Origin of the sequence: Cupriavidus basilensis, from assembly GCF_029335485.1 — a bacterium.
Taxonomy (GTDB): Bacteria; Pseudomonadota; Gammaproteobacteria; order Burkholderiales; family Burkholderiaceae; genus Cupriavidus; species Cupriavidus basilensis_E.
On the sequence record NZ_JARJLM010000626.1, the window covers coordinates 1 to 11,655 of the forward strand.

9 protein-coding genes are annotated in these 11,655 nt (G+C 67.0%); all 9 read left to right on the forward strand.

Annotation, left to right across the window (positions count from 1 at the left end; all coding sequences use genetic code 11):
- The first annotated feature begins 237 nt into the window (after positions 1-237).
- The 9 genes from P3W85_RS38420 (at position 238) to P3W85_RS38460 (ending at position 11,609) form a co-directional block, all read left to right on the forward strand.
- Complete coding sequence (locus P3W85_RS38420; protein WP_276268645.1) at positions 238-519, forward strand: TM2 domain-containing protein; 282 nt, start codon at positions 238-240, stop codon at positions 517-519.
- Positions 520-611: 92 nt separating this feature from the next.
- Positions 612-896 carry a PAAR domain-containing protein gene (locus tag P3W85_RS38425; protein ID WP_276268646.1) on the forward strand — a complete coding sequence of 95 codons (285 nt, stop codon included), beginning with the start codon at positions 612-614 and terminating at the stop codon, positions 894-896.
- A gap of 3 nt (positions 897-899) precedes the next feature.
- Entirely contained in the window at positions 900-2,090 is a 1,191-nt protein-coding gene (locus tag P3W85_RS38430) for a hypothetical protein (RefSeq protein ID WP_276268647.1), read from the forward strand.
- 304 nt (positions 2,091-2,394) lie between these two features.
- Positions 2,395-5,616, forward strand: a complete 3,222-nt coding sequence (locus tag P3W85_RS38435) for an ImcF-related family protein (RefSeq protein WP_276268648.1) — start codon at positions 2,395-2,397, stop codon at positions 5,614-5,616.
- A gap of 19 nt (positions 5,617-5,635) precedes the next feature.
- A complete protein-coding gene (gene tssA / locus P3W85_RS38440; RefSeq protein WP_276268649.1) occupies positions 5,636-7,234 on the forward strand; it encodes a type VI secretion system protein TssA in 1,599 nt (532 codons plus the stop codon).
- Between the two features lie 58 nt (positions 7,235-7,292).
- Positions 7,293-9,116, forward strand: coding sequence for a type VI secretion system baseplate subunit TssF (gene tssF / locus P3W85_RS38445; RefSeq protein WP_276268650.1), 1,824 nt, complete (start codon positions 7,293-7,295; stop codon positions 9,114-9,116).
- Positions 9,117-9,184: 68 nt separating this feature from the next.
- On the forward strand, positions 9,185-10,219 hold the full coding sequence (gene tssG, locus P3W85_RS38450; RefSeq protein WP_276268651.1) for a type VI secretion system baseplate subunit TssG: 1,035 nt from the start codon (positions 9,185-9,187) through the stop codon (positions 10,217-10,219).
- Positions 10,216-10,800, forward strand: coding sequence for a type VI secretion system lipoprotein TssJ (gene tssJ, locus P3W85_RS38455; protein ID WP_276268652.1), 585 nt, complete (start codon positions 10,216-10,218; stop codon positions 10,798-10,800). Before tssG ends, tssJ begins: the two co-directional genes overlap by 4 nt.
- A 224-nt stretch (positions 10,801-11,024) precedes the next feature.
- Entirely contained in the window at positions 11,025-11,609 is a 585-nt protein-coding gene (locus P3W85_RS38460) for a WG repeat-containing protein (protein WP_017228293.1), read from the forward strand.
- Positions 11,610-11,655: the final 46 nt, after the last annotated feature.

Sequence of the window (11,655 nt, forward strand, 5' to 3'; positions counted from 1 at the left end):
TAGTGACTATGTTGGGGGGCTGAACATGATGCGGTTCGCACACGATCCCATGCTCATCGGAAAAGATATTCTCACCGACGTTGTCGGCCCGGGTCCCACAGCGACGCACTCCTTGCGCTGCGCCGTCAACCAGGACCATCCCGTTGCACAGGCCGACAAGTAGTGCGCGATACGGTTTTCCCTCCGATCCACCGCCGCGCATCCGTGCTTCTCCTTCAACTAACCACAGGGATGACCATGCAAAAGAATCGCATGATTGCGCTGCTCCTAAAATTCTTTCTTGGACTAGCCGGAGCAGACCGCTTCTATCTCGGCAAATACAGGACTGGAACCTTGAAGCTGCTCGCACTGGGTGGATTGGGAGTCTGGTGGTGTATCGATGGTGTTCTGCTGATGATAGATGCTTTTCTTTATTCTCTTGGGAAAGACAGCGGCTGCGTGAAAGACGCGAGGGGGCACGATTTGAAGCATGGACTGTCGATGTATCGCCTGAAGAATGGCAGTTTGGTGCGTGACTAGTGGTCCGGTACGTCCGGGAGCAAGCAATGACATTCAGCATGAAGGCGATGACTGCGTGAAACGGCATGGAACCCAGTGAACGATCTAACCGAATGAAAGCGATTCTATTTCCCATGAGAGCAATTGCGTTCGAAGGCGATCCGACGGATCACAACGGCTATGTCATGACAGCCACCTCGACAATTTTCGAGAACGGCAAGCGGGCAGCCTTGCTGGGGGATCTCGTCTACTGTCCGATTGACGGGCACGGCGTCAATCCCATTGTCGAAGGCGATGAAACGATGCGCTCGGATGGCAAGCCGCTGGTGACGCATCTTTGCAAGGCGGCGTGCGGATGCTCGATCCTTGCGGTCCACTCCACGCTCTCGGCCCGCTGACCCATGCCGTGGCCTATTCCCGCGCTGACGGCATTCGATCGTCCCGCTCCCATCAGGATGAGTGTCTGGCTTTCTGTCTTCGTGGCCGTCATGGGCGGCGGTGCCGGAACCGTACTGCTGCTGTGGCCACAGGGAAGCGCGACCAACACATTGAGCTTCTGGCTCTTGTTGATTGCACTCCCCGCATGTGCTTTTGGATTGTTGTTCGGCTTGCGGCTTGTGCAGTGGGAGCGGGAACAATTGGTTGCCGAGGAGAGCGAGAGGGAGTCCGCCCGCTTGACCTCGCTCTGGCGGGATTGGGCGCGGCGCCCCCTGCCGGTCATCCGGGCGGCGGCATTCCTGCCCGTTGTCCCGGGCGCGGGGGCACTTGCTGCTGGCGGTGCCGATTTGCCGGTGAATGTGGGGCGGTCTGTCGGATTCCCCTGGGCGGGGGGGAATAAAGCCGATACCCGGTGCGAGACGCTGCTTGGCCTCATCGCGGATCGATTCTCGGATGTCCTGGTGGCGCTGCAATCGATCGAGGTTTTACTCGTGCTCGACGATGCGTCGCCGGCACGGGAGACGCAATGGAAGGCAAATGCAAAACGCCTGCTGGAGGCAGTGGCGCCGGACCTTGCCATGCATATCACGGTCGTTCACGCCCATTCGGGGCACTGCGCGCAATGGCTTGAAGCGTGTCTCGATGCAGATGGGATGCCAATCAAACTGGTCATCGCCGCGCAGATCTGGTCCGACACAGGTGACAGTCGGTTCAGCGAGGGTGCTGCGGCATTGCTGCTGGGGCCCAGGGCGGCCGTCGGGCGGCGCCATGCCGGTCGAGAGCACGCCCCTGCGGCATTAATCCTGCGGCCGATGACGTCTCCGCTGGGGGCTATCGCTGCCGATCTGCGCCAGATGCTGGACGTGCAGGGAAGACCGGGCGCCTTGCCGCGCGCCTGGCTATCGGGCCATGACCGGGAGGATCGGATAGCGCTGCTGACTGAACTCTGTGCACCGGTTGAGCATAAGCCGCTGGTTCTTCAATTGGACGACATCCTTGGCGCGCATGGGCCGGTGAACGGCTGGATCGCCCTTGCTGCCGCGCTGGAAGCCGCGGCTCAGGATCCGGAGCGCCAACTGGTTGCATGGCAAGAGCCAGGCGGTGACCAAACGCATTTGTGTGTCGTTGTGCCAGCAAAACCTGGGGGAAGTTGAGTTGAAGAATCATGCTTGGGGCCGGTGGCTGATACTGGCGAGCGTACTTGCGGCAGTTACGGTCTATGTGTTTTTGACTGTCGATACGGAGCATCTGCGTGCTTGGTTCGGCCAACATGACCGGGAGCTTGCGGGCATCGGCGCCGTGGCGTTGGCGTTGTTTGCATTTGCGTTCTCTCGACGCACGGGGATTCGACAGGGATTTCAGATGGCGTCGAAAGAGCAGTCACTGGAACCCCCTGCGGTGCTCGACAGGGCGGCGACAGAAGCCAGGGCTGGCGCTGCTTCAGCGGTTGCTCGCTCGGTGGATTTGCGTTCAGCGCTTCGAATTACCTTTGGATGGCGCTGGCGCTACCGCCAACCCTGGCTGCTCCTCACCGGCGACGATCCCACCATTACCCGCCTGCTGCCGGAGATCGTGGCGTCCGGCTGGCTGATCACCCCCGACGCGGTGCTGCTGTGGAGCAAGACAACCCAGGACGGCCAACTCGATACCGCCTGGCTCAAACAGGTCTACAAGCTGCGCCGGCGCCGTCCGGTTGACGCGCTTGTCCTTGTGACGGACGGCGAGGCGGATCTGCCTGCCCAGCGCCGTGGCGCTCTGCCCTGGGGCATCCATCTCGCGCGCATCGCCGAGGTGCTGCGCTGGTCGGCCCCGGTCTGGCTGCTCGATGTGGCGCGGACGGACGCGGTGGCCAGCGGCGATACCCCCGTCATCGCCTGCGAATTCCCCAAGCAGGCGGATGCCGGTTCGATCGAGCGGGCCCTGCAGGCTTTGCGCGACCGGCTGGTGTGGCGCAGCATCGAACAGGTGGTCCTGGACCACCGCGACCGCTATCAGGGCGAGCTTTCCCAGCGGCTCGATACGCGCGGCAAGGCGCTCGCCGACTGGATTGCGGGACTGGCGCCCAGGCAACGCCGGCCTGTCCCGGTCCGTGGCATTGCCTTCGCCCCCTGTCCGCTGGCGGCCGGGGGCAACGCGGATGTGCAGGGCGGCGCCAGCCTGCCGCTCTGGCAGTACCTGGGGGAGGCGGCCCGCCGCCAGCCGGGCCGGCGGACCGGCTGGCACCCGACAACGGTCGGTTCGGTGTCGGCGCTCGCCGCCATCGGTCTGTGGAGCGTAGGCATGCTGGTGTCCGCCGTGCTGAACGGGCGGGACGTGCAGGCCGCCCAACGGGCGGTCAACGACGTCCGGTCGGCGCCCAACGAAGCCACGCGCCTGCGGGCACTCCTTGCCTTGCAGCAGGAGATCGGGCGCTTCGAATACCGCACCGGGCAGCGCGCGCCGCTGGCGACCCGCTTTGGCCTGAACCGCGATCCGGCGGTGCTGGCGGCGCTGTGGACGCCTTACGTGCAAGCCAGCCGGGAGCGGCTCGTCATGCCGGTCCAGCAGGAGCTGGAGGCGACCCTGGTGGATCTCGCGCAAATGCGGGCCACCGGGCTGGACGAGCAGACCAGCCGGTGGGCGCTGGGCGGTCACGAGGCACTGAAGACCTACCTGATGCTGGCCAGCCCCGAGCGGGCCGAGCCGGCGTTCCTGACGCCGCAGCTGGTCCGGCGGTGGTCCACCGGGGCCCGCATCACGCCGGGCGAGCAGCAGGATCTGGCGGAGCGGCTGTTCCAGTTCCATGCGCAGCACCTCAAGGCCAACCCGGCGTGGCGCATCGAGCCCCGCGCCGAACTGGTGGCCGGCGCGCGCGCGACCCTGCTGGCGGTGATCGGGGAGCGCAACGCGCAGGATACGGTCTACCGTGGCGTGATCGAGGGCGTCGGCAGCAAGTATCCCGACCAGACCCTGGTGTCGCTGACCGCGGGAACCGACACGCGCGGGCTGGTGCGGACCGGCATGACGGTGCCGGGCGCCTACACCCGCCAGGCCTATGAGGGCCACGTGGCGGCGGCGATCGAGCAGGCGGCCAGGCGCACGCAGATCGCCAGCGACTGGGTGCTCACCGATGGGCAGCCGCAACAGGGCAAGCCGCAGCAGGCTGACGGCGGCACCGCCGAGGACCTGCAGGCCGCACTGACCGAGCAGTACTTCGCCGACTACGCGGAACACTGGCAGCGCTTCATGAACAGCCTGCAGTGGGAAGCCGCCCCCACCTTGCCGGCGGCGATCGGGCAGCTCAAGCTGCTGGCCGATGCGCGCCAGTCGCCGGTGATCGCGCTGATGCGGTCGCTCGCGTACCAGGGCGGCGCCGGCGCGCGCAAGGACACGCTGTCCGACACGCTGGTGGCCAAGGCGCAGGACCTGCTCGGCAAGCAGGCGCCCGGACCCGAGGCGCCCAAGGCCGACCCGGCCGGGCCGCTGGGGGCCGCGTTCGGTCCGGTGCTGCGGCTGGTGGAACAGGGGCAGGGTGGCCAGGGCGGGCAGGGCGCCAGCGGCGACCTGAGCCTGCAACGGTTCCTCGACCGCGCCACGGCCTTGCGCCTGCGCCTGCAGCAGATCAGCAACAGCGCCGATGCCGATGCGCAGGCCCGGCAGATGGCGCAGGCGCTGTTCCAGGGCAAGGGCTCGGAGCTGGCCGATACGCAGGCCTATGCGCAGTTGATGGCGGCCAGCCTGGGCAGCCAATGGGCCGGCATGGGCGAGACGCTGTTCGTGCGGCCGATCGCGCAGGCCACCCAGACCGTGCTGCAACCGGCGCAGGCGAGCCTGAACGACGCCTGGCGGCACGGCATCGCGATGGCGTGGGGCCGGTCGTTCGCCGGCCGCTACCCGTTCGCCGACACCGCCAATGATGCCTCGCTGGCGGAGCTGGCGCGCTTCCTGCGCCCGCAGGGCGGCCTGATCGCCAGCTTCCTCGGCACCCAGCTGGCCGGCGTGCTCGAGCTGCAGGGCGACCAATGGGTGCCAGCCGCCACCGGCGGGCAGGCGCAGGCCTTCGACCCGGCCTTCCTCAAGGCCATCAATACCCTGCAGCGGATTGCCGCCCACCTGCTGGCGCAAGGCGAGCCGCGGTACCGCTTTGAGATCATGCCGATTCCGACCCCGGGCCTGACCGACACGGTGCTGACCCTGGACGGCCAGAAGCTGCACTACTACAACCAGCGCGAGACGTGGCAGGCCATGGCCTGGCCCGCCAGCCACCCGCAGGATCCGGGCACCCGGCTGCAATGGCAGACGGAGAAGGCCGGCACCAACAAGAACTACGAGTTCGGCGGACGCTGGGGGCTGGTGCGGATGCTGGAGCGGGCGCGCATCGTACCGATCGACAGCGCCACCTTCCAGCTGACCTGGCAGGGTGTGCCCGACGGCACGGGGCCGAAGCCCGGCACGGGCGAGCGCCAGCCGGAAGGGCAGGCGCCATCCCACCCCGCCGACCCGGACAGCCTGACCGAGCGCGACGCACGGCTGCCGGCGCCGGCGGGGATGGTCTACCCGATCCGCTACCAGTTGCGCACCGAGGTCGGCCATGGCCCGCTGGAGATGCTGGCGCTGCGCGGTTTTGTGCTGCCGTCGCGGATCTTTGTGGGCAGGGAGCCGCCGGTTGCGTCGCGTGCCAATCCCGGTCCGCCGCGCTAGGGCAAGAGGAGGAGAGACGATGTTCAGCAATCTGCTTAACGCGCTGTTCGGCTCGCGCGCGCCATCGGACCTGGCCCGCTCCACGCAGGCCCGCTGGGAGCCGTGGCTGCAGCCGATCCGTCAGGATGCGCCGGCCGGGGACGATCCCGGCTACGACGATGACTTCCTTGCCATCAAGGATGAGGTGGCCAAGCTGTCCGACGTCAACGATACGATGATCGTGGAATCCGCCGAGCGGCTGCTCAAGGCGAACGCGAAGGACGTGCGCCTGGCGGTCTACTACGTCTACGGACGCATGCGGCGCGATGGCGCCGAGGGTATCGCCGCCGGCCTCGAACTGTTGTCGGCGCTGATCGACCGCTTTGGCGCCCAGTTGCTGCCGGCCCGTGCGGAAAGCCGCAAGGCGGCGCTCGAATGGCTGGCCGGCGCGACCTTCACGAACCGGCTCGAGCGGGTACAAGGCCTCGCCGGCGCGCACCTGGAGCGAACCCTGTCCGCGCTGGCCTTGATCGTGGAGCGCACCGCGCAATGGCCGGAACCGGCGCGCCCGGCACTGGACGCCCTGTTTCGCAGATTCGAGGGCCGGGTCGAGTCCGCGCCAGCCACCGATCATGCCGGGCGGGACGACACATCCAGGCCACGTGCCATTGCGGGCCCGCCCGCGGCGGGCGAGGTGGCTTCCACGCGCGACCTGCTGGACCGGGCACGCCAGATGGCGCTGTTCCTGCGCGAGCAGCCCGAGGGCTATCTCGCCGCCTACCGGCTGTTGCGCTGCGTGCGCTGGGATACGCTCACCGAGGTCCCGCCGCACGAGGCCAGCGGCAGGACGCGCCTGGCGGCGCCCCGCGCGGAACTGCGCGCCCAACTCAAGCGCCTGCTGCTGCAAAGGCAGTGGCCGGAACTGCTCGACCGCGTGGAGCAGGCCTTTGCCGAGGGGGCGAATCACTTCTGGCTGGACTTGCAGTGCTACGCCTTCGCCGCCCAGGACCAGGCCGGCGGCGAGTATCCCGCCGGGGCTGCCCGCGGTCGCGCGTGGGTGCGAGACCTGCTGGCCACCGACTGCGCATTGATGCTGGAGCGCCTGCCCGGCCTGGATCAACTGGCCTTTGCCGACGGCACGCCGTTCGCGGATGACACCACGCTGGAATGGATAGCGCGCCACGCCACCGTGCGCGACGTAGAGCGCGGAGAACCGGTGGCGCCCGTGGCGGTGGTGTGCGCCAGCACCGACTGGGCGGAAACGGAGGCCCAGGCGGCCGATCTCGCCGCGCAGCAGAGCCTCGATGCCGCCTTCGCCTGGCTGCAGGGCCTGCCGGCGCCGCACGGCGAGCGGGACCGCTTTGTGCGGCAACTGGTGATGGCACGCGTGGCCGAGCGTGCCGACCGGGCGGACACGGCCCTGCATTTGCTGAATGCCCTGGAACAGCATACCCAGCGCTTCCAGGTGGCCGCCTGGGAGCCAGCGCTGGCGTTCGAGGCCAAGCAGCAACTGCTGCGGCTGCTGAAGGTGCGCATGATGCGCAAGGATGCGGACAAGGTTGCCCTGGCCCATCGCATCGAAGCGCTGGTGGGAGACCTGACCGCCATCGACCCGGCCCGCGCCGTGGCCCTCGCCTAGATAGCCGGCACGCTCAGCGATCACCATCAGCGACCACCATCAGCGACCACTCTCCCTTATGAATCATCCCACCCAAGACAACGAGATCCTGCGCTACTACGAAGCGGAGATGCGCTACCTGCGCGAAGCCGGCAAGGAATTCGCGCAGGCGTTTCCCGACCGCGCGCGCATGCTCAACATCGACCGCATCGGCGAGCGCGATCCCCACGTCGAACGGCTGTTCGAGGGCTTCGCCTTCCTGATGGGGCGCCTGCGCCATAAGCTCGACGACGAGTTGCCGGAGCTGACCGAAGGGCTGGTCAGCATGCTGTGGCCGCACTACCTGCGCATGATTCCGTCGCTGTCGATCCTGGAGCTGACGCCGGCCGGCGGCGCGCTGCAGCGCCACGAGACCCTGCCAGCCGGACTCGAGGTCGTGTCCGATCCCGTGGCGCTCGACACCCAGGCGGGCAGTGGCCGCGATGGGGTCGAGTGCATCTACCGGACCACGCAGGCGGTCGAACTGTACCCGCTGCGCCTGACCGAGGCCAGCGCCCATGCACGCGAGGATGGCCGTTCCGTCATTCGCCTGCGGCTCGCCTTGCAGGCACAGGCACAGCGTGAGCAATTGGCGGTGCCCCGTCTTCGGCTCTACCTGCACGCTGACCGGCCGCTGGCGCTGGCGCTCTACGCGGCGCTCACCGCGGATCCCGTGTCCATGCATGTGCGGGTGCCCGGCTACCCGGCCGACCGTCCGGGCTTGCCGCAGCCCATGGCGGGCTTGCGTCTGGAGCCTGCCGGCTTCGGCACGCAGGAGCGCCTGTGGCCAAAGCCGGACAACGCCTTTGGCGGCTACCAGTTGCTGCTGGAATATTTCACGTTTCCAGAGAAGTTCATGTTCGTCGATCTGGTCGGGCTGGACATGGACGCCATCCCGCCGCAGGCCGGCCACTTCGATGTGGAGGTGGTGCTGGCCAAGCCGTTTCCGGACGACATGCGTTTCTCGGCCGAGAACGTGCGGCTCTTCTGCGCTCCCATCATCAACCTGTTCGAACTGGAGGCCGATCCGATCACGGTCACGCAGTTCGAGACCGAGTACCGGGTGCGGGCGCTGGAGCATCACGGGCAACACGTCGAGGCGTACTCGGTCGACACCGTGCGCGGCTTCGAGGCCGCCTCCGGCGAGCGCTTCGAGTATGCCCCGTTCGCGGCCTTCCGCCACCGCGGCGGCATGCTGCGGCACGAAATGCCGGAGCGCTACTTCCACACCCGCATGCGCCGTGGCCCCTCGGGCCGCTTCGATACCTGGGTGGTGCTCGGCGGCCATGCCTGGGAGCAGCAACAGGTATTGCCGCAGGAGACCCTGTCGCTGTCGGTGACCGGCACCAACGGCATGTTGCCGCGCAAGGGGCTGCGCGAGGCGGGCATTGCCCGGATGCGCGGCGGCTTCAACCATGTCGGCGCGGTGCGCAACCTGACGGCGCCGACCTTGCCGGTCTATCCGCCGACCGCCGACCGTTTCCACTGGCGCGTGCTGTCTCACCTGGCGCCAAATTATCTGTCGCTGCTCGATGCCGAGGTCCTCCGGGGCAGCCTTGCCCTCTACGACTGGACCGACGGGGAACTGAACCGCCGCCGCATCGATGCCATTACCGATGTGCGTCACCGACCCCTGCAGAAGCTCGTCAAGGGCGGCCTGCTGCGCGGGGTGGAAATCGAGGTCACGCTCGATGGCACCCGCTTTGCCGGCGCGGGCGATGTGGAACTGTTCGGCGAGATGCTCGATCGATTCCTGGCGCTGTACGCCACCCTGAACCTCTACACCCGGCTGGTGATCGTCGCGCAGCCAGGCGGGGAGCGTATCGTGTGGCCGGACAGCAAGGGCGAGGGGGCACCGTTTTGAACCGGACAGATCGGGTTACGGCGGCACCTGCTGCGTTATTGCCGGCCCTGTTGGCCAACGCGCCGGAAATGAACTTCTTCCGGCTGTGCGAGCTGATCGAACTCTCGGCGCCGCAGCGGCCACCGCTGGGCACAACCGATTCACCGGCCGGCGAGCCAGTGCGTTTCCGCTCGCGCGGGCGGCTCGGGTTTCCTGGCCGGGAGATCGATGCGGTAGAGCACGACAGCGACCATCCCGATTTGCCGCCGGTGGTCCGCACGACCTTCCTCGGCCTCTATGGCGTCGACGCGCGCATGCCGTCCTATTTCGTGGACGAGATTGCGCAGCATCGCGATGGCGCGGAGCCACTGGCGGCGTTTCTCGACCTGTTTCATCACCGGATCGTTACGCAGTTCTACCGCGTCGCGCGTAAATACCGCTATCCCGTGGGCTTCCGGCAGGGCGGGCAGGATGCGGTGTCGCGCTATCTGCTGAGCCTGCTGGGGCTGGGTTTCGGCCAGTCGGAGCCGGGGCAGAGCGTTCCTACGCAGAAGCTGCTGTCGATGCTGGGGCTGGCCAGCCAGCGCACGCGCACCGCGGAAGGCCTGGCCGGCGTGCTGCAGCACGCCGTGCCGGATGCGCAGGTCACGGTAGCGGAATTCCACCCGGTGTGGGTTCGCCTCGATTCGGCCGAACGGATGCCGCTCGGGGAGAATTGCGTGCTGGGACGCGGCTTCCACGATCGCACGAATGCCGTGCGCGTCGTGATCCAGCCAACGGCGCGCGAATCGGTGCTCGGGTTGATGCCGGGGCGGGAGATGCACCGGGAGGTCATGGCGCTGCTGCGCTTCTACCTGGGCTACGCAGCGCACGCGCATCTGGAAATGCACGTGCGGCGCTCGCTGATGCCGGCGCCGGCGCTGAATTCGGATCAGGCCAGTCTCGGCTACACCACGCAGCTCAGGCGGTCCGCCGCCATGGAAGACGCGGATCCCGGCGACGCCATCACGCGCGTGCAACTGGGAATCTGGCAGGGGGGCGGCGCCGGGTCGCCCGCGCAGCAGGAAGACGGCCAGGCCAATGGCCGGCAGCGACACACTACAGAAAGAGGTTCAACACGATGAAGCAACAGCTTCGAAGCGGTGGCATAGCCCTGCTCACTACCCTTGCCGTCGCCGGTTGCGGGATCGGGCAAGCCATGAAAGACAGCACCGTGGAGGCGGCGAAATGGGCCTTCACGACGCAGGTCAAGACCATGAACCTCGATCTCGCCAGCCGAACGTCGCTGAATGCGACTAGCGCCGGACAATCGTTATCGACGGTGGTGCGGATCTACCAGCTGAAGTCCCCCCAGGCCTTCGAGCAACTGAGCTATGCACAGATGCAGATGAATGACCTGGAATCGCTGAAACCGGATCTGCTCCGCACCATGGACGTGGTACTGCGCCCGGAAGCGAGCGTGAGTCTCTCCGAGCCGATGCATGCCGACGCCGAATACGTCGGCGTCGTGGCACTTTTCCGCGATGCGGACAAGGACGCGGTCTGGAAGCTGGTGGTGCCGAAGAAGCAATGGAAGAAGACCGATCCGGTCAGGATCGAGGTGCGGGGCAGCACGTTGCAGCTGGCGGGCGCCGGCATTGGCGGCGCGACCGGGCTCGGTTACCTGGTAGCCCTGTCATCTCCGGCCGGCAACCCCCGTGCGTAGCGGGCCTTGCTTTCCATGCTCGCGGCTTGAGCGAGGACAAGCGGCATCTCTCCCTGGCTCGGATTGCCAAGGGCATACGGCTGCGCCAGCAACTGAAAAAAAAGCCCGGATAGAATGATGCGATGGCGCACGCTGTCAGCATATGACGCGCCTTCGGCGCAACCTCGCAGCACGACGTTGCCTGGACGGCATAATCGACGAATCGCCAGTCACCGGGAGCCTTGATGTTCTGTCTGTCCGGCGCGATTCTGCGCCGCTATCCCATCCGTCTCCTGCACGGCTTCTGCCTGTCCGCCCTGTGCCTGGTTGGCGCGGTGCCCGGCACCGCCGCGCCGGTCGGGACCGATCCAGCGCAAAGCTGCAACTACTTCGACAGGAAAGGCGATTGGCGCATCTACCGCGATTGCGTACGCCCCGACGCCACAGGCCTGCACCTCGCAAAAGGGCATCTGCGCCGCCTGGATTTCGATAAACGGGGCGTCGCTTCGCTGCTGGCCAACGGCCAGTACTACTACGTCGACCGCAGCGGCGCATCATTGGCGGTGATCAGCCACGACAATTGGGCCGACGATTTTGCGGAGGGCCTGGTGCGTGCGCGGGTGGACGGAAAGATCGGCTACTTCGGCCCCGATTTTCGTCAGGCCATCGCCACCACTTACGACTGGGGATGGCCATTCCGTAACGGCATCGCCAGGGTCTGCAATGGCTGCTATCGCGGTGTAACGGATAGCCACGGGCATACCCCGATGACCGGCGGGCGCTGGTTCCACATCGACCGCAAGGGCAACGAAGTGGCTGAGCCCGAGTAAGCGGACTGCCGCGCGGCTGCGCAGGCTGCGTTCCACATGGACGCCC